The sequence below is a fragment of the Yoonia ponticola genome (genome assembly GCF_014199395.1).
Taxonomy (GTDB): domain Bacteria; phylum Pseudomonadota; class Alphaproteobacteria; order Rhodobacterales; family Rhodobacteraceae; genus Yoonia; species Yoonia ponticola.
On sequence record NZ_JACIJM010000002.1, the window covers coordinates 366,953 to 384,685 of the forward strand.

Sequence of the window (17,733 nt, forward strand, 5' to 3'; positions counted from 1 at the left end):
GCAGTTTCCGCGCATGAAGCAAGGCTATATTCAATTCATGCGCGAAAACGCACCCTTCCTTGCGACGGGTGCGCTTTTGTCGTTCCTGTCGTCCTTTGGACAGACGTTTTTCATCGCGGTTTTCGCGGGCGACATTCGCGCCGAATTCAATCTGTCGCATGGCGATTGGGGCCTGCTTTATATGATCGGCACCGCGGCGTCCGCTGTCGCGATGGTGTTCGCAGGCGGGCTTGCCGACAAACTTCGCGTGCGTACATTGGGTGTTTCCGTCGCGGTCCTGTTGGCTGCCGCCTGTGTCACGATGGCATTCAACACCATCACGCTCATCCTGCCGTTTGTTATCTTCGCGCTGCGTTTCGCTGGCCAAGGCATGATGACCCACACCGCCGTTGTCGCCATGGCCCGCTGGTTCGTGGCAACGCGCGGCAAGGCGCTGGCGATTGCAGGCCTCGGGTTTATGCTGGCCGAAGCGACACTGCCGCTGACCTTTGTATGGCTGAAAACCTTAGCCGATTGGCGTATGCTATGGATCGGTGCGGCCGTGTTCGTTCTTGCGATGATCCCCGTGTTAATCCGGCTGTTACGCCTTGAACGCACACCGCAATCCGCGATCCAAGAAAACGCCTCTCCGGGGATGAAAGATCACCATTGGACCCGCCAAGACGCGCTGCGCCATCCGCTATTCTGGTCGCTGACGCCCGCGATGATGTTCTTTCCGGCCTTCGCGACGGCGTTCTGGTTCCACCAAGTCCACTTTGCTGAAATCAAAGGCTATTCGCACCTCGCGCTTGTCGCGGTTTTCCCAATCGGGACCGCCGTTCTGGCCATGTCGACCATTGCCTACGGCTGGATGATCGACCGCGTCGGCGCAAAAACATTACTTCCGTTTTACCTGCTACCCCTTGTTGCGGCCTTTGTTTTGCACTGGTCTGCAGACAGTCTCGCGTGGACCGCGCTGGCAGTCTGCCTGATGGGGCTTGCAGGCGGGGGGCAATCAACCGTGCTGATGGCGGTTTGGTCCGAATTCTACGGCACCCGCAATATAGGCTCGATCAAAGCGGCAGCTGCAGCAGTGATGGTGTTAGGCTCGGCGATTGGACCCGGATTGTCAGGCTGGTTGATCGACATAGGCGTGGGTTTCGAGCAGCAGATGTTGGGCTATGCCGCCTCATTCATCTTTGCCAGTTTGGTCATGATCGTGCCGTTGCGCCGTGCGTCCGCCAACCTACCGCATCCGGCGTAAATAGACGTAATACGCGCCTTGTCCGCCGTGTTTGAGATGCGCGGGCGTGACCTGTAAAATCGCTTGGGACATCGGCGGAAGCGCCAACCACTGCGGCACCTGATGCCGCAGAACCCCATTGCGCACGGGTATCGCGTAGCCTTCGTCGCGCTCTTTGCCTTTGCCAGTAATCACCAGCACCAACCGTTTTCCAACCGCCTGCGCCCCTAGCACAAACGCGACCAATTCGGGGTGCGCTTCGGCCAAAGTCATCCCGTGCAGGTCTAGCCGCCCTTCCGGTTTCAGCTTGCCCTTGGTCATCCGTCCGTAGTTTTTCGCGTCCATATTTACGGGGGCTGACGTCAACCGCGCACCGACGGGTTTCAAAACATCGTTGGGTCGCCGTGGATCAGCCTTTGCACCAACCATAAAGTCAGCAATCATATCACGTTCTTTTGGCACAGGTTTCTTCGGTGGCGGGGCAGGCTCAGGCGTTTTTGGGCGCTTTGGGTCAAGCGGTTTCATCCGTCCCGCAACGGTGTCCCACAAGTCCCGTTCTTCGGGTGAAAGATGCCGAGGTCTGCGCATTATTCAATAAGTTCAGGTGGAAGTTTCGCAAAAGCGCGTTGGATCGGTAGCAGCACAACGATCCGCCCCGCATCTTTGATCCGACCTGCATCTAGTCCGGCCTGATCGCCCGTACCAAAGAAAATATCAGCACGCTGTGCACCTTTAATCGCGGAACCGGTGTCTTGCGCGATCATCAGGCGGTTCAACGGATCAGCGCCCTCCTTTTCGATCCAAACAGGCGCACCTAGTTTTGTGATCGACGGATCAACCGCAATAGACCGCATCGTCGTAATGGATCGGTTCATCGCGCCCAGCGGTCCAAGATCGGCGGGCACTTCGCTCACTTCGCGGAAAAACACGTAACTGTCGTTGACCCATAGCAATTCGCGACCCTCATCGGGGTTCTCATTCACCCAGTTACGGATCACATCAGCAGACACCTGATGCGATTCAAACGTCCCGCGATTAACCAATTCCAAGCCAACAGATGAATACTCACGTCCGTTTTTGCCGCCGTAGCCCACGCGAATGCTGTTTCCATCGGGCAGTTTCACACGGCCAGAGCCCTGCACCTGCAAGAAAAACAGATCAACCGGATCAGCGAGCCATGCGATTTCCAAACCACGGCCAGCCAGCAGATCACCTTCCTGCAATTCACGGCGCGTCGCATAGGGCTGTCCGACAATCAGATCATCAGGCACAGCGTGAATAGGATGCTGGTACTCTTCGCTTTGCGTTAGTGACCCACGCAATTCGGGTTCAAAATATCCGGTGAACAACATCGGTTCACCGTCTTCGATCAAAACAGGTTGAAAGAACAACTCAAAGAACGCGCGGGCATCCGTCGCGTCAGCAGCCAAAGCGCACAGGTTTGCCCACTCGGGATCGTTAATATCACCGCAGGTGTTCAGAAACGTGGAAAGGGCCGCCTGATGATCATCAGCGGCCCAGCCATTCAGGTCGTCAAACCCAAGCATCGTATAAGTCGGTTCAGCCAAAACGGCCCCCGCTGGCATTATACCAAACCATGCAATTGCTACCGCACGGCCCAGCATAAAATGTTACTCACCCGTGGCGACAAGACGCCAGTTCGGATCGTTCGAGCCCATGTCATGCGCAAAGGTCCAGACGTCTTTCTGGCGTTTAATCTCGTTCGGGTTGCCTTCGACGATGTCACCACCACGATCACGCACCAGATAAGCCAGTTCAGACCTAAAGCGCACGGTCATTTCGGCTTCTTTCGTTGTCTCGTCAAATTGCGCATCCATAAGGGTCAGATCGGATAGGCCAATAAATGTGGCCTCGATTGTCAGCCCTTGCTGTTCGCGTTGATCAATCACGGCCGCAAACGCCTCGAACACGTCTTCCGAAATAAACGGCACGACACCTTCTAGCTCGCCTTGCTCGAACGCCATCAGGATCATCTCATAGGCACCTTTGGCACCACCCAAGAATTCACCAACATGGAAAGACGGATCGGCGCGTTTCATCGCGGCCAATGCACGGGCCTTATCACTACCATCTTCGGCATGATCTGTGATGTCCAAGTCTGGACCGCCTTCGATCACCTCGAGGTCGGGACCGCGGCGCTGCTTCTCAACGACGTCAGGTTTCTCAAAGCCCTCTCGAGTCCCAAGAACACCGCGCAGACGCATGATAAGAAACACAGCAATGCCAGCAAGCACCAGCAGCTGAATAATCGAGTTGTTCATTCGGACCTCATTCTAGGAAACCATGGAAAAACGCGTAGCAATGCTTATGTAGGTTCGAGAGGTGGCCGAGTCCACCTTTCGAACCAAGAAGTCGCACAAGAGGCCCAAAATGTGGTTGTTATTGGCGTTTGTCGCCGTTCCGTTGATCGAAATCAGTCTATTTATACAAGTTGGTGGGGCAATTGGCCTCTGGCCGACACTATTGATCGTCCTTTTGACGGCCATGTTAGGCTCTTGGTTGGTCAGATCGCAAGGGGCGCGTGAACTTATGAACTTGCGCGGCTCGTTTAATGAACTGCGCGACCCGACCGAACCATTGGCAAACGGGGCAATGATTTTGTTCGCGGGCGCGATGTTGCTGACACCGGGGTTCTTTACGGACGCCGTAGGCTTTGCGCTGTTGATCCCACAAGTACGGGCCGCAGCGTTCAAAGCAGTCAAATCACGCATGAACGTGCAAAGTTTTACCATGGGTGGTGCTGCTAATCACCAACCGCGCCAAGACCAGCGTGGGCCACACGATCGGGTGATCGACGCCGATTTTGAAGATGTGACCCAAACCAAAAACAACCAAAACGGCCCATCTGGCTGGACAAAACACTAACGTGGTTGAGGCCAGAGCGTCACCCTGCTACCAATTCTCAAAATCAATTTTTATACGCCGGAGCACCTCAAATGGCTGACGAAACACCGCAAACACCAGACGCGACAGCGCAAGACCAAGCAACGCAGCCGAAAAGCCGCGTTCTAGCGCAGTACATCCGCGATATGTCGTTTGAAAACATCCTTGCGCAAAAGGGTGCCAGCCCAGACGCGAAACCGGAAATCAAAGTTCAGGTGAACTTGGATGCGAAAAAACGCGCCGCTGAAAACCAGTTCGAAGTCATCACAAAATTGAACATCACCAGCAGCGCCAAAGAGTCTGGCGAGCCGTTGTTCGTTCTGGAACTGGAATATGCCGGCATTTTCCACATCGAAGGTGTGCCAGAAGACCAAATGCACCCGTACCTGTTGATCGAATGCCCGCGCATTACGTTCCCGTTCGTGCGCCGTGTTGTCAGCGACATCACACGCGACGGTGGCTTCCCGCCACTAAACCTCGAAACAATCGACTTCTTGGCGCTTTACCGCTCTGAAATCGCACGTCGTGTTGAAGCGCAAAAAGCAGCGACACCCGTACAATAAGATTTAGGCGCTAGTTCAGCGTCTTCCACAAAGCATCGTCGCCCAAGCTATCAATAAATTTAGCGTGGGCGGCGGCCTCTTTTTCGGAGATCCGCGACGGCAGAGGGTCAGCGCGACGCGACGGTCGCCAATCTTCATCAGCACCGCTGGAATTATTGTTGCTAACAGCCTTCAATTCCATGCCCGGCTGACGTCCACCGATCAATTCCAAATACACTTCGGCCAGAATTTCACTGTCGAGCAGCGCGCCGTGCAGCGTCCGGTTGGTGTTATCGATGCCAAACCGACGGCAAAGCGCATCCAGCGATGCGGGCGAACCGGGGAACCGACGACGCGCAATCGCCAACGTATCCAGCGATTGCGCCATCGGCAAAAGCGGACGGTTCAACCACCCAAGTTCGGCGTTCAGGAACTTCATATCAAAGGCCGCGTTATGGATCACCATCACGGAATCGCCAACAAAATCGACGAAATCCTGCGCAATATCTGCAAACAGCGGCTTGTCCTTCAGAATGACTTCACCCGGTTTCGGATCGCGCGGCACAGCCAGCAAATCCGGCCCAATCCCATGGATACCAAACGCACCCTCGGGCATTGATCGCATCGGGTTGATATACTGGTGATAGGTCCGGCCCGTGGGCATTTTGCCAATCAGCTCAACCGCGCCGATTTCGACAATGCGGTCGCCTTCATGCGGCTCAAACCCCGTTGTTTCCGTATCAAGAACGATTTCACGATCAGCCATTTTGCGCCCTCAAATCTTCCATCACCGTCTGAACAGCAGCACGCGCCGTATCCATTTCAAGCGTTTCAATTACATGATCGGACTTCGCCCGCTTTTCCGCATCCGGCATCTGGTGCGAAAAGATCATATCAAACGTCTGTTTCGTCATGCCGCGCCGCGATAGCACGCGATGTTCTTGGACGTCGGCGGGGGCGGTCACGCAAATCGTGACATCAATCCACGCATCAGCGCCTGTCTCGAACAACAGCGGAATATCAAGCAGGACAAAATCCGCGTCTTTGTGTTCATCAAGAAACGCCTGACGATCCGCACCAACAAGCGGATGCACGATCTCTTGGATTTTCTCCAAAACACCCTCGCGCTGCGCCATCATGTCTTTGAGCTTCCCGCGATCAACAGCGCCATTGGTGATCGCCATCGGGTAAATCTCTGACACAGGGGCCACAGCCGCACCACCCACGCTATATATCCGGTGAACAGCGGCGTCAGCGTCCCACACAGGCACGCCGAGGTCAGCAAACATCTGCGCGGTGGTGGATTTCCCCATCCCGATTGATCCGGTCAGACCTAAGGTTATCATCTCAGCATCACCTGTCGTAATTCGTCGTCAACCTCAGGACGGACACCAAACCAACGCTCAAAACCTGGGACGCCTTGGTGCAGCAACATACCCAAACCATCAACAACCGTGCAACCAGCCGCCTCTGCTTCGTCCAGCAGTCGAGTGCGCAGGGGTGTATATACCAGATCAGTCACAACCATTCCCGGTTTCAAACCATCCAACGGCACACGGAATTCAGCGGCGCCCGTCATCCCAAGCGATGTGGTGTTCACAACCGTCGTGGCATCGTCCAGCATATTGCCAGCTTGAACCCAATCCACGATCTTAATGCGGGCACCAAATTCGGATTTCAGCGCCTCAGCCTTAGGGCGGGTGCGGTTCGATAAATAAATTTCAGGCACACCAGCGTCAGCCAAGGCCACGATGACTGCGCGCGCAGCCCCACCAGCACCAAAAATCGCAGCAGGACCAGCCTTTGGATCCCAATGCGGGGCGTTCTGCTTAATATTCGCCATAAAGCCATAGCCGTCGGTGTTATCAGCGTAAATCTTGCCGTCGTTCTTAAAAATCAACGTATTCGCAGCACCAATCAACGTCGCACGGTCGCTGACTTGATCCGCAATCGACATCACGTTGACCTTGTGCGGGATCGTGACGTTTGCACCAGCAAAGCCCATCTGAGGCATCGTGCGCAGAACCTGTTCCAGATTATCTTCATGCACATGCAACGGCACATAATCACCCAGCAATCCGTATTTACGAAGCCAGTATTTATGCATCTTCGGTGACTGCGAGTGTGAAATCGGATTCCCGATCACGCCTGCCAATGGAATTATAGTCGCGCTCATCCGTCTAAGGTCCCGCGTAAGGTCAGATATGATAGTAACTCTAATAAAGGTAGTCCGAGCACATTGAAATAGTCACCCTCAACACGGTGAAAGAGACGCGCACCTTCTTCTTCCAGCTTATAACCGCCGACCGCGTGGCGAATGCTATCCCAGTTCCGGTCAACATATGCTTCCAGATAAGCGTCAGACGCATCACGCATATGTAGCCGGACAACGCCCACATGGCGCCACTGCGGCTTGCCCTCACCGTAAATCACGGCAGCAGATAAAAGTTGATGTACTTTTCCGCGCATCATTTTCAACTGGGCAAGGGCGTCATCAGGCGACACAGGTTTCGACAGGGTCTGCTGTTGAAAGGCAAGCACCTGATCGCAACCAATCACTAGAGCATCTGGATGCTTGGACGCCACGCGTTTCGCTTTCATCTCGGCCAAAGTGTCGGCAATATCGCGGGGTGGGGCATCTTCGGCCTGCAATGCTTGCTTGATCGCGTCTTCATCCACACGCGCCACGTCCACGGTGAAGTCGACACCAGCGTTGCGTAATAAAGTAGCTCTGATCGACGAGCCTGACGCAAGAATAATAGGATCGGACATGTGCATAACCTTTGGGAAAAGAACGTGAAGAATCGGGGCGCGACTCTGAGGGTAAAGCAGCCAGCAGTTTCATCTGGGTATAACCATGGCGTTTTGCCCAGACTTCACGGTGTTTGTCCACGGTGGATGGGGATAAGTCGGGCATGTGGAAGAATCGTATGCCAGACCAGAGTCAATATGCAGGTGTCGTAAAAACACATTGTTTCTTAATCACTAACTAACTGAAATATATAAATAAAACTATCGTTGTATACGAAATTTTACAAATGTACTGACAGGCGTATCGGTGGATAACTCTTCGGATAAAAAAATAAGCCACAGAAAACGACGACACTATAATCATCATCATCTTTCTAATACTTAATACTTATTTAAGAGAAGAAAGAGAAAGGAACAGATCAATGATGGACGCCTTGGCTGGTCTGTACCCCTGGATCAAAGCATTACACATCGCAGCAGTGATCAGCTGGATGGCAGCACTGTTTTACCTTCCAAGATTGCTGGTACATCACGTCGAACGGGCAAAAGCCGGATCGGAGATGGATCAAACCTTTCAAATGATGGAAGAAAAACTGCATCGCGTGATTATGAACCCTGCAATGATGGTAGCTTGGAGTTGCGGCCTAATCATGATTAGCTTTGGTGCGTTGGATTTCGGTGCTGTCTGGGGATGGGCTAAGATTTTAGCAGTGATCGCAATGACGGCGTTCCACATCTGGCTTGGCAAAGAACGCAAAGCGGTGGCAATCGGGCAGGGGAAAACTGGACGTCAGTATCGATTAGCCAATGAAATCCCAACAGTTCTGATGCTGATTATCGTTGTGGCAATCGTCGTGCGGCCGTTTTGATTGACTCAAGCGCCATAAAACCCTAAAGCAAGGATGCACCCCATTCGGGGACCGCATTTTCCAGACCTATTTTTGAAAATTGTGCCGCCATTTGGGTTGCGCGTGGATACCTTGCATATGACTGACCGTTTGAACCTTGCCGACCTAAAGGCGCAAAGCCCGAAAGACCTGTTGTCGCTCGCTGAAGAGCTTGAGATCGAGAACGCGTCAACGATGCGCAAAGGCGACATGATGTTTGCCATTCTGCGCGAACGTGCGGACGAAGAGTGGGTGATCGGCGGGGACGGGGTGCTTGAGGTGCTTCAGGACGGTTTCGGCTTCCTACGGTCGCCTGAGGCGAACTATTTGCCCGGACCAGATGATATTTACGTGTCGCCAGACATGATCCGCAAACATTCGCTGCGGACAGGCGACACCGTCGAAGGCGTGATGAAAGAACCAAACGACAGCGAACGCTACTTTGCGCTGATCGCGGTTGAGGCGATTAACTTTGAAAGCCCTGAAAAGGCGAAGCACAAAGTTGCGTTTGAAAACCTGACACCGCTCTACCCGGACGAGCGACTGAACATGGAAGTCACGTCTGAAAATAACTCAAAAGACCGGTCAGCGCGGATCATTGATCTTGTTGCACCTATCGGGAAAGGCCAACGGTCCTTGATCGTGGCGCCACCACGGACTGGTAAAACGGTTCTGCTGCAAAACATCGCGAATTCTATCGAAAAGAACCACCCAGAGGCGTATCTGATCGTTCTGTTGATCGACGAACGGCCGGAAGAAGTCACCGACATGCAGCGTTCGGTAAAAGGCGAGGTTGTGTCTTCGACTTTCGACGAACCTGCGACACGTCACGTGGCAGTATCTGAAATGGTGATCGAAAAAGCGAAACGGCTCGTTGAGCATAAACGCGACGTTGTGATCTTGCTCGACTCGATCACACGCTTGGGTCGCGCCTTTAACACGACCGTACCATCATCCGGCAAAGTTTTGACCGGTGGTGTGGACGCAAACGCGTTGCAACGGCCAAAACGGTTCTTTGGTGCTGCGCGGAATATCGAAGAAGGCGGTTCCTTGACGATTATCGCGACTGCGCTGATCGATACAGGCTCGCGGATGGACGAAGTCATCTTTGAAGAATTCAAAGGGACGGGTAACTCTGAAATCGTGCTTGATCGTAAAATCGCAGACAAGCGGGTCTTCCCAGCGATTGACATCACGAAGTCGGGCACACGCAAAGAAGAGCTGTTGGTGGACAAAATCGACCTGCAGAAAACTTATGTCCTGCGGCGTATCCTGAACCCGATGGGGACCACGGATGCGATCGAATTCCTGATTGGGAAATTGAAGCAGACAAAGACAAACGAAGACTTCTTCGACTCGATGAACACATAAATTACTATTCCTAAACAATGGGTTAGGATGATGGACACGATTTTCGCCTTGGCAACAGCACAGGGACGAGCAGGCGTTGCAGTTGTTCGCCTGTCCGGCCCTAATGCTGTGCAAGCGGCGCAAGATTTCATGTCAGACGTCCCGCAAAGTCGCGGCGTGCGGCAAGTTTTGGACAATGATGGCGTTCTGCTGGACGAGGCATTTGTCCTACGATTCACGGCAGGGGCCAGCTTTACGGGCGAAGAAATCGTCGAGCTACAATTACACGGAAGTCCGGCAGTTGTGGCAGCCGTTTTGCGCGTTCTTGGCGATCATCCACTATTACGACCAGCTGAAGCTGGCGAATTCACGCGGCGGGCTTTGGAAAACGGACGTCTTGATTTGGCTCAGGTCGAAGGGCTTGCTGATCTGATCGATGCAGAAACCGAAGGACAGAGAAAGCAAGCGTTGCGGGTTTTCTCTGGCGAGCTTGGCAATCGTGCTGAAGATTGGCGAAAAAAACTGATCAGAGCAACGGCATTGCTCGAAGCAACAATCGACTTCGCCGATGAAGAAGTGCCTTATGACACGAGGCCAGAAGTTTCGGAACTGATCGTGGATGTGCGGAAAAGCATGGTGCGCGAACACGACGGTGTTCGGATCGCGGAACGTGTGCGGGATGGTTTCGAGGTTGCTATCGTTGGCGCACCCAACGTCGGAAAATCAACGTTACTTAACCGTATCGCTGGGCGGGATGCGGCAATTACATCCGAAATTGCGGGAACAACGCGGGACGTTATCGAAGTTCGTTTCGATCTTGATGGGATTCCGGTTACATTTTTGGACACCGCTGGATTGCGCGATAGCGATGATACTGTTGAAATGATCGGCGTTGCGCGCGCAAAAGATCGGGCAGGGACCGCCGACCTGCGCGTGTATTTGCTGATGCCTGACGATGATATCCAATTGGATATTTTGTTAGGAGATATTGTTGTGCGAGCGAAAGGCGATCAAGTGGACTCATCTGACTTTGCCATTTCAGGCAAAACAGGGATGGGCGTTGACCAACTTCTGGAAATGATCGGCACTGAACTGCGGCAGCGCGTTGCATTGGTCGGCATTGCGATGCGGGAACGTCATCGGATAGCTTTAAAACAGGGTATCGCTGGGCTAGATGTCGCAATTGATTCGCTCGCTGATCCGCTGGGAATGAGCGACCTAATTGCCGAAGACCTGAGGACTGCTATACGGGCTGTCGATTCTCTTGTAGGACGTGTAGATGTCGAGCATGTGCTGGACGAGATTTTCTTAAGTTTTTGCATCGGAAAGTAGGGAGTGTTTCACGTGAAACATTACGACGTCATAGTGGTCGGTGGTGGTCACGCTGGAACCGAAGCTGCGCACGCTGCTGCGCGTATGGGCGTTGCAACGGCGTTAATCACGCTGCGATCCGACACAATTGGTGTGATGTCGTGCAACCCGGCAATTGGCGGGCTTGGAAAAGGCCACTTAGTACGTGAGATCGACGCTCTTGATGGCGTAATGGGTGTTGTCGCCGATCTTGCTGGAATTCAATTTCGATTACTAAACCGGACCAAAGGCCCAGCTGTACAAGGTCCCCGAGGACAATCTGACCGCGAGATATACCGACGCGAGATGCAACGGCTTACCACTGAGCAGCTAAATCTGGACGTTCTCGCAGGTGAAGTTGCTGACTTCATCATGACAGATGGACGTGTCATCGGTGTAAAACTCGCCGACGGAAGTGAAATCGATGCAAAATCGGTTATCCTGACGACTGGCACCTTTCTACGTGGTGTCATTCACATTGGTGACGTGTCTAAACCTGGCGGGCGGATGGGCGAAAATCCATCAATCAAACTTGCCGAGAGGATCGATTCATTCAAATTGCCCCTCGGTCGCCTAAAAACCGGAACTCCGCCACGTCTGGACGGGCGCACTATTGCTTGGGATAAGCTCGAAATGCAGGCCGGTGATGACAATCCGACCATGTTTTCATTCCTGTCTGACAGGCCTACCGCCAAACAGATTTCCTGCGGCATTACGCACACAAACGAAAACACACACGATATCATCCGCGACAACCTTCAACGCTCTGCGATGTACGGTGGCCACATCGATGGTATTGGTCCGCGCTATTGTCCGTCTATCGAAGATAAAATCGTGCGTTTCGCCGACAAAACGTCACATCAGATCTTTCTCGAACCAGAAGGCGTAAATGATCACACGGTTTACCCAAACGGAATATCGACGTCGCTTCCGGTTGATGTGCAAGAAGATTACGTGCGGTCTATTGTTGGATTGGAAAACACAGCAATTTTGCAGCCGGGCTATGCCATCGAATATGACTACATCGACCCGCGTGCCTTAAGCCTTTCGTTAGAGTTAAAAGATGTTCCCGGACTATATCTAGCAGGTCAGATCAACGGAACCACAGGATATGAGGAAGCAGCGGCGCAAGGCATGGTTGCTGGTCTGAATGCAGCAAGAGCGGTGCACGCCCAAGAACCGCTCCACTTTAGCCGCCGCACATCTTACATCGGGGTAATGATAGACGACCTAACAACGCGTGGCGTCACTGAACCTTACCGCATGTTCACATCACGCGCTGAATTCCGCCTTTCACTGCGCGCGGATAACGCAGATCAACGATTAACAGGATTCGGGCACGACCTCGGATGCGTGTCTGAGACCAGATGGGAAAAATTCGCCTCGAAAATGGACATGATCTCAACGACGAGAGCTGCGCTTGAAAATATCTCGCTCTCTGCAAGGGAAATAGCGGGGCAGGGCGCTAAGCTTAACGCAGACGGGCCGCGCCGATCTGCGCTTGATGCACTCGCTTTGATTGATTTCGATTTTGAAAATGTAATCGCGCTAACAGATAAGCCTTTGTCCGCAGACCCGGTCATCCAAAGGCAGATTAAATGTGACGCTTTGTACGCAAACTACATCGCGCGGCAAGACAAAGACATCGCTGCGATGGAGCGTGATGAACAGCAGTTAATACCGTTAGACTTGGACTACAGTGCGATCAGCGGTCTCTCGAATGAAATGGTCTTAAAGTTGACAAATGCACGTCCTGAAACCATCGCAAAAGCGGGCCGCATCGATGGTGTCACTCCTGCGGCCTTAATGTTGGTCCTTAGTCAATTACGTAAGACTAGCTCTAGAAAAACGGGTAGCTGAATGATGGATAATATCGGCATCAGTGTTTCACGTGAAACAATAGAGCGGCTGGAAGCCTTCGCAGAGCTAACGCGCAAGTGGACAATTAAGATAAATCTGATCTCCAAGTCCACGATTCCTGACGTTTGGAACCGCCATATCGTCGACTCTGCACAAGTTTTTCAATACGCGAACCAGCCTAAGAATTGGATCGATATCGGTAGCGGGGGCGGTTTCCCTGGTATCGTGCTCGCGATCATGGCGAAAGAGCTATCCCCAGAGACAAAGTTTACGCTCATCGAAAGCGACGCTCGTAAATGCACGTTCCTGCGCACAGCAATCCGCGAACAGGAATTAAACGCCTATGTTATTACACAACGTATAGAAAATACGGAACCCCAAGGCGCAGATGTAGTAAGCGCACGTGCGCTGGGTAGCATTCCTGATCTCCTTCCGCATCTCGAACGCCACCTCATCCCAACTGGGACCGCTCTATTAATGAAAGGCCGGACCTATGCCGCTGAACTAGATGCAGTTGGCGACGATTGGGACTTTGATTTAACCGAATACCCCAGTATCACGGATCCAGACTCACGCATTCTCTCACTGAAAAGGATCACCCGTGCCGCATAATCGTCGCAGTACTGGACCCAAAATTATCGCCGTCGCCAACCAAAAGGGCGGCGTCGGCAAAACAACGACGACGATTAACCTAGGTGCTGCGCTCGCCGAGGCAGGTCGTCACGTATTGTTGGTCGACCTTGATCCGCAGGGGAACGCGTCAACAGGTCTTGGCGTCGAGCAAGAAGATCGCGATGTCACGACTTACGATCTTTTGGCGGGCGAGGCGACGTTGGAGGATGCTATTCAGGCCACTAATGTCGCAAATCTCGCGATTATTCCCGCGACAACCGACCTCAGCTCGGCTGATATCGAACTGATTTCCAACGAAAAACGTAGCTACCTGCTGCACGATGCTCTGCGGCAAATCGACATCGACCGTTATGGATTTGACTACGTTTTGATTGACTGCCCGCCATCGCTGAACATCCTCACAGTGAATGCTATGGTCGCCGCTGACTCCGTCGTCGTCCCGCTGCAAAGCGAATTTTTCGCGCTCGAAGGTCTGTCGCAACTCATGCTGACCATCCGCGATGTACGTCAGACCGCGAACCCGAATTTGCGGATCGAAGGCGTGGCGTTAACTATGTACGATAGCCGCAACAATCTGTCTCAACAGGTCGAAATGGACGCGCGTGATAATCTTGGTGATCTGGTTTTTAAAACCGTCATTCCGCGAAACGTACGTCTTAGCGAAGCGCCATCTTTTGCGCTGTCCGTCCTACAATACGACCCGCAATCTAAGGGCAGTCAGGCGTATCGCGCGCTGGCGAAAGAAATTATCGGGCGCGAAGTGTCCACAAAACAAAAGGTTTAACCCATGTCTGAAAAACGCAATAAAAACCGTGGTCTCGGACGTGGTCTTTCTGCTTTGATGGCCGATGTTGGCCCCGAACAATCGACTGCGCCGCGCCGCGCCGAAACGCACATTCCGGTAGAGCGGGTGCACCCAAATCCAGACCAACCGCGTCGTGCTTTTAACCAAGATGCGCTGGCTGAGCTCGCTGCGTCGATCAAAGAAAAAGGCATCATTCAGCCGTTGATCGTGCGTCCTTTGGCGAACAAACCGGATAACTTCGAAATCGTCGCAGGTGAACGTCGTTGGCGTGCCGCGCAGATCGCGCAACTGCACGAAGTTCCCGTTATCGTGCGCAGCTTCGACGACACCGAAGTCCTTGAAATCGCGATCATCGAGAACATCCAACGGGCCGATTTGAACCCAGTGGACGAGGCCGCAGGTTATCGCCAACTGATGGATAAATTCGGCCACACTCAAGAACAGATGTCGCAGGCTTTGGGCAAAAGCCGTAGCCATATCGCGAACCTTTTGCGTTTGTTGAATTTGCCCGATGATGTGCAGCGTATGCTGACAGATGGTCAGATTTCTGCTGGCCATGCGCGCGCTTTGGTTGGTCATCCGTTCGCCAGCGCCTTGGCGCGTCAAATTGTCGAAGGTGGGTTGTCTGTTCGCGACGCAGAGCGTCTCGCAAAACAAGAGACAAACAAAGCCGCTTCGACACCAAAAGCGAAAAAGCCGTCCGGCTCAAAAGACGCTGATACGGTTCAGATCGAGGCCGAATTGGCCGCAACATTGGGCATGAAAGTCAGCATCGATCATTCAAATGACGGTGAGGGCGGCAAGATGGTTTTGAACTACCGTAGCCTTGATCAACTTGACGATTTGCTCCGCGCGTTAGGCGGCTAATCTCGCAATAGTTCGTTCAGAACCGCATTCAGCAATGGACGGCCTTTCTGCGTTACGCGCAGATGGTCGTCGCTGATTTCAACCATGCCAATATCGACCAGACCACCGATGTTCTGATCATAAGCACCACCCGACAACGCCTGAAGTCGCGACAGCGCGACACCTTCCGTGACACGCAATCCCATCAACAAAAATTCGCTCGTCTGATCCGACAAGGTAAGCGCGGTGCGCTCTAATTCGCCAGTACCTGTAGTACGCACAGCTTTAAGCCAATCAAACGGGCCTAACGGCGCTTCCGTCGCGAACCGTTGTCCATCGATTGTGACGCGGCCATGCGCACCGGGACCAATCCCAACGTAATCACCATAGTGCCAATATAGCTGATTGTGACGGCTTTCTTGGCCGGGTTTCGCATGATTAGACACTTCATACGTCTGATAGCCTGCATCGGTCGTGATCCGCTGCGTGACCTCATACATTTCAGTCGCACGGTCTTCATCAGGCAAACCGCGCAACTTTCCCGCAGCGTAGCGATCTCCGAATGCAGTGCCGTCTTCAATCGTCAACTGATACAAGGAAACATGGTCTATCGCTAGCGTTAGAGCCTGTTTTAGTTCTGCCTCCCATGCTGTGACAGTCTGATCCTGACGCGCATAAATCAGGTCAAAACTCACGCGATCAAAGACACTTCGCGCGACATGAAACGCAGCCATGGCTTCTGACGCGGAATGTAGCCGACCCAAGGCTTTCAGATCAGGATCATTCAACGCCTGAACACCCATCGAGACCCTGTTTACACCCGCATCGCGATAGCCCTGAAATCTGCCGGCTTCGACAGACGTCGGGTTCGCTTCTAGCGTAATCTCAATATCGTTCGCAGCAGGCCACGCTGCACGGACCTCACGCAGGATCGCGTCGACCAGATCTGGGTCCATCATGCTCGGCGTGCCACCACCAAAAAACACCGACCGCAAAATACGGTGCGGTGTTTCCGCGGCAGTGCGACGAATTTCGCTTATGTACGCATCACGCCAAACGGCCTGATCGATCTCGCGCACGACGTGAGAGTTAAAGTCGCAGTAGGGGCATTTCGCCTGACAAAACGGCCAGTGAATATAAAGCCCAAAACCGCCATGTTCCCAGTCGTCAGTCAAAGCAACCAGACACTAACTTGGCGAAAGCATCAGCGCGGTGGCTGATCTTGTTTTTCTCGACAGGGTCCATTTCGCCAAATGTGATGTCATATCCGTTGGGCTGAAACACTGGATCATAGCCGTGACCACCCGCGCCGCGCATCGGCCAAACTAATGTGCCGGGCATGATGCCGGCGAACACTTCGTCGTGCCCATCGGGCCACGCCAAAACCAATGTGCAATTGAACTGCGCAGTGCGATCTGCATCCGCAGGTAATGCATTTTCAACCTTTTGCATCGCCATCGCGAAGTCACGACCATTTGGCGTTTCCGCCCAATCTGCCGTGTAAATGCCCGGCGCACCATCCAACGCATCCACCGACAAGCCGCTGTCGTCCGCCAACGCTGGCAGGCCAGTCGCCTTGGCCGCTGCATGTGCCTTGATCCGTGCGTTGTCGATGAACGTCAAACCATCCTCAACAGGTTCGGGCAGTCCGTGATCATCATTCGACGTGATTTTCACACCAAAAGGCGCAAGCAACGCGCTGATTTCTTCCAGCTTGCCTTTGTTATGGGTCGCGACAACCAGTTGATCACCCGTAAACTTGCGCATCAGGACACCGCCGCCAACTGTACAGCCCGCAATTCCGACACGCCTTTTTCCGCCAAATCAAGCAGGCCGTTCATTTGTGACCGGCTAAACGTCGATCCTTCTGCAGACATTTGTACTTCGATCAACTTGTCACCCGTCATGATAAAGTTGCCGTCAACACCAGCATCGGAATCCTCTGGGTAGTCCAGATCAAGAACCTCTTGGCCTGCGTAAATTCCGCACGAAATCGCTGCAACAGGCTCTATCAAAGGGTCTGATGTGATCATACCCGCTTTCATCAACTTGTTCACAGCCAGCTTTAGCGCAACCCAACCACCAGTGATCGCCGCACAGCGCGTCCCGCCGTCAGCCTGAATAACATCACAATCGATCTGAATTTGACGTTCACCCAATGCCACGCGATCAACACCAGCCCGCAGGGACCGCCCGATCAAGCGTTGAATTTCCTGAGTACGGCCAGATTGACCGTTCTTCGCCTCGCGCCGCATCCGTGTATGTGTCGCACGTGGCAGCATTCCGTATTCCGCAGTCACCCAACCAAGGCCGGAATTGCGCATAAACGGCGGTACTTTTTCATCAACAGTGGCAGTACACAGCACATGCGTGTTGCCCATTTTGATCAGACACGATCCTTCGGCGTGGATCGTCACGTTTGTTTCAATCGAAACGTCACGCATTTCATTTGTCTGACGGCCTGATGGACGCATGGGGTAACTCCTGTCATTAGTTGCACTCCTGCGATACGCCGCCCACATAGAAATTCCAAGCCTGATTGACGCCAATGCGATCTCGGTCTTAACTGCACTACCTCCAATA

20 protein-coding genes are annotated in these 17,733 nt (G+C 53.2%); 10 read left to right on the forward strand and 10 right to left on the reverse strand.

The genetic code is table 11. The annotated features are described in order from the left end of the window. Positions 1-13: 13 nt before the first annotated feature. Positions 14-1,243, forward strand: coding sequence for an MFS transporter (locus FHS72_RS04520; RefSeq protein ID WP_183526212.1), 1,230 nt, complete (start codon positions 14-16; stop codon positions 1,241-1,243). On the opposite strand, the gene FHS72_RS04525 is transcribed toward FHS72_RS04520, so the two are convergent. From FHS72_RS04525 to FHS72_RS04535, 3 genes are all read right to left on the reverse strand, one after another. Beyond that, positions 1,226-1,666, reverse strand: a complete 441-nt coding sequence (locus FHS72_RS04525; RefSeq protein ID WP_343042653.1) for a Smr/MutS family protein — start codon at positions 1,664-1,666, stop codon at positions 1,226-1,228. The genes FHS72_RS04520 and FHS72_RS04525 overlap by 18 nt on opposite strands. 143 nt (positions 1,667-1,809) lie before the next feature. Then, positions 1,810-2,847 (reverse strand): murein transglycosylase A, encoded by a 1,038-nt coding sequence (gene mltA, locus FHS72_RS04530; protein ID WP_246414475.1) that lies wholly within the window; start codon positions 2,845-2,847, stop codon positions 1,810-1,812. Positions 2,848-2,853: 6 nt separating this feature from the next. Next, positions 2,854-3,504, reverse strand: a complete 651-nt coding sequence (locus FHS72_RS04535) for a Tim44/TimA family putative adaptor protein (RefSeq protein ID WP_183526218.1) — start codon at positions 3,502-3,504, stop codon at positions 2,854-2,856. A 109-nt stretch (positions 3,505-3,613) separates the two neighbouring features. Here FHS72_RS04535 and FHS72_RS04540 point away from each other — a divergent pair, with 109 nt between their 5' ends. Further along, positions 3,614-4,108, forward strand: a complete 495-nt coding sequence (locus tag FHS72_RS04540; protein WP_183526221.1) for an FxsA family protein — start codon at positions 3,614-3,616, stop codon at positions 4,106-4,108. A 71-nt stretch (positions 4,109-4,179) separates the two neighbouring features. Next, positions 4,180-4,689 (forward strand): protein-export chaperone SecB, encoded by a 510-nt coding sequence (secB, locus tag FHS72_RS04545; protein WP_183526224.1) that lies wholly within the window; start codon positions 4,180-4,182, stop codon positions 4,687-4,689. A gap of 10 nt (positions 4,690-4,699) precedes the next feature. Here secB and dnaQ read toward each other — a convergent pair whose 3' ends face one another. Genes dnaQ through FHS72_RS04565 form a run of 4 tightly spaced genes read right to left on the reverse strand, consistent with a single transcriptional unit; the run spans position 4,700 to position 7,440 of the window. Next, on the reverse strand, positions 4,700-5,434 hold the full coding sequence (dnaQ, locus tag FHS72_RS04550; protein ID WP_183526227.1) for a DNA polymerase III subunit epsilon: 735 nt from the start codon (positions 5,432-5,434) through the stop codon (positions 4,700-4,702). Beyond that, a complete protein-coding gene (gene coaE, locus FHS72_RS04555; RefSeq protein WP_183526229.1) occupies positions 5,427-6,014 on the reverse strand; it encodes a dephospho-CoA kinase in 588 nt (195 codons plus the stop codon). The genes dnaQ and coaE overlap by 8 nt, the downstream gene beginning before the upstream one ends. Next, positions 6,011-6,844, reverse strand: a complete 834-nt coding sequence (locus tag FHS72_RS04560) for a shikimate dehydrogenase (protein WP_183526232.1) — start codon at positions 6,842-6,844, stop codon at positions 6,011-6,013. The genes coaE and FHS72_RS04560 overlap by 4 nt, the downstream gene beginning before the upstream one ends. Continuing rightward, a complete protein-coding gene (locus tag FHS72_RS04565) occupies positions 6,841-7,440 on the reverse strand; it encodes a Maf family protein (RefSeq protein WP_183526235.1) in 600 nt (199 codons plus the stop codon). Before FHS72_RS04565 ends, FHS72_RS04560 begins: the two co-directional genes overlap by 4 nt. A 401-nt stretch (positions 7,441-7,841) precedes the next feature. Here FHS72_RS04565 and FHS72_RS04570 point away from each other — a divergent pair, with 401 nt between their 5' ends. The 7 genes from FHS72_RS04570 (at position 7,842) to FHS72_RS04600 (ending at position 15,171) form a co-directional block, all read left to right on the forward strand. Next, positions 7,842-8,288, forward strand: a complete 447-nt coding sequence (locus FHS72_RS04570) for a CopD family protein (protein ID WP_183526237.1) — start codon at positions 7,842-7,844, stop codon at positions 8,286-8,288. A gap of 117 nt (positions 8,289-8,405) precedes the next feature. Continuing rightward, positions 8,406-9,677, forward strand: a complete 1,272-nt coding sequence (rho, locus tag FHS72_RS04575) for a transcription termination factor Rho (RefSeq protein ID WP_183526239.1) — start codon at positions 8,406-8,408, stop codon at positions 9,675-9,677. 30 nt (positions 9,678-9,707) lie between these two features. Continuing rightward, positions 9,708-10,988, forward strand: coding sequence for a tRNA uridine-5-carboxymethylaminomethyl(34) synthesis GTPase MnmE (gene mnmE, locus FHS72_RS04580; protein WP_183526241.1), 1,281 nt, complete (start codon positions 9,708-9,710; stop codon positions 10,986-10,988). Between the two features lie 3 nt (positions 10,989-10,991). Next, the gene (mnmG, locus tag FHS72_RS04585; RefSeq protein WP_425511105.1) at positions 10,992-12,866 is read left to right on the forward strand and encodes a tRNA uridine-5-carboxymethylaminomethyl(34) synthesis enzyme MnmG; all 1,875 of its coding nucleotides are present in this window, start codon (positions 10,992-10,994) and stop codon (positions 12,864-12,866) included. Next, a complete protein-coding gene (rsmG, locus tag FHS72_RS04590; RefSeq protein WP_183526245.1) occupies positions 12,867-13,478 on the forward strand; it encodes a 16S rRNA (guanine(527)-N(7))-methyltransferase RsmG in 612 nt (203 codons plus the stop codon). Beyond that, a complete protein-coding gene (locus FHS72_RS04595; RefSeq protein ID WP_183526247.1) occupies positions 13,468-14,283 on the forward strand; it encodes an AAA family ATPase in 816 nt (271 codons plus the stop codon). Before rsmG ends, FHS72_RS04595 begins: the two co-directional genes overlap by 11 nt. Before the next feature lie 3 nt (positions 14,284-14,286). Further along, on the forward strand, positions 14,287-15,171 hold the full coding sequence (locus FHS72_RS04600) for a ParB/RepB/Spo0J family partition protein (protein ID WP_183526248.1): 885 nt from the start codon (positions 14,287-14,289) through the stop codon (positions 15,169-15,171). Here FHS72_RS04600 and hemW read toward each other — a convergent pair. From hemW to rph, 3 genes are read right to left on the reverse strand one after another with little or no spacing between them, the layout of a single operon-like run. Further along, entirely contained in the window at positions 15,168-16,325 is a 1,158-nt protein-coding gene (hemW, locus tag FHS72_RS04605) for a radical SAM family heme chaperone HemW (protein WP_183526250.1), read from the reverse strand. The genes FHS72_RS04600 and hemW overlap by 4 nt on opposite strands. Next, positions 16,318-16,917 (reverse strand): RdgB/HAM1 family non-canonical purine NTP pyrophosphatase, encoded by a 600-nt coding sequence (gene rdgB, locus FHS72_RS04610; protein ID WP_183526252.1) that lies wholly within the window; start codon positions 16,915-16,917, stop codon positions 16,318-16,320. Before rdgB ends, hemW begins: the two co-directional genes overlap by 8 nt. Then, positions 16,917-17,624 carry a ribonuclease PH gene (gene rph / locus FHS72_RS04615; protein WP_183526254.1) on the reverse strand — a complete coding sequence of 236 codons (708 nt, stop codon included), beginning with the start codon at positions 17,622-17,624 and terminating at the stop codon, positions 16,917-16,919. The genes rdgB and rph overlap by 1 nt, the downstream gene beginning before the upstream one ends. Between the last annotated feature and the right edge of the window lie 109 nt (positions 17,625-17,733).